Source organism: Mitsuaria sp. TWR114, assembly GCF_007997345.1.
On the sequence record NZ_VOSR01000856.1, the window covers coordinates 1 to 624 of the forward strand.

The window sequence follows — 624 nt, forward strand, 5'->3', positions numbered from 1 at the left end:
AGCAGCAGGCCGGCGGCGAGCGCGCAGGCGCTCAGGCCGGCGGAGATTCCAAAGGAAGAAGAGGTTTTCGTCATGGTGTTTCGAACTGCTGAAAATGCGCGGAGCGCGTTGACGAGTAAATGCCGGTATCTCTTCTTCTTGCGCGCCGACGCCGCGTTGCAGGCGTCGGGCGGGATTCTTGTTACTGGATGTTGGCACCCGGGAAATTGACTGCTTCATTCCCACCCGGCTGGGCAGGTGTTGCGGCCATGACTCAGTATGCGGAGTCCGGCGGTCGTTTTTCCAGAGTGGACGCCGGCCACACGCGGGTGATTCCGGGAATATTGGGCAGCTGCGAGGAGGTACTCTTTGAAACATCCAGGTCGAGGGTTGACAACCTGACGGATGTCTCGGATCGAGGGGTTATTGCCCGTCGTTACATACTCGTCCTCGGGCCCGAGATACTGGGGTTCGATATTCGAAACAAAACATCGGACGTCGCACGAAAATCGGGAAGGCAACCCGCTGAAGGACGTGTCAGCCGATTCCCGACGGCCCCCCGACGTGCCCCCGGACGGGCCCCCGATGGGCGGGCGGGCCGGTCGATGCCGGCCCCTCAACGAGGGGGGCGAGGCGGCCAGGGGG

At 62.7% G+C, this 624-nt stretch carries 1 protein-coding gene; it reads left to right on the forward strand.

Features of this window, described 5'->3' with window-relative positions:
• Positions 1-210 (forward strand): hypothetical protein (locus tag FUT87_RS30070; RefSeq protein WP_222617277.1); only part of this gene is annotated, 210 nt, incomplete at its 5' end.
• Positions 211-624: the final 414 nt, after the last annotated feature.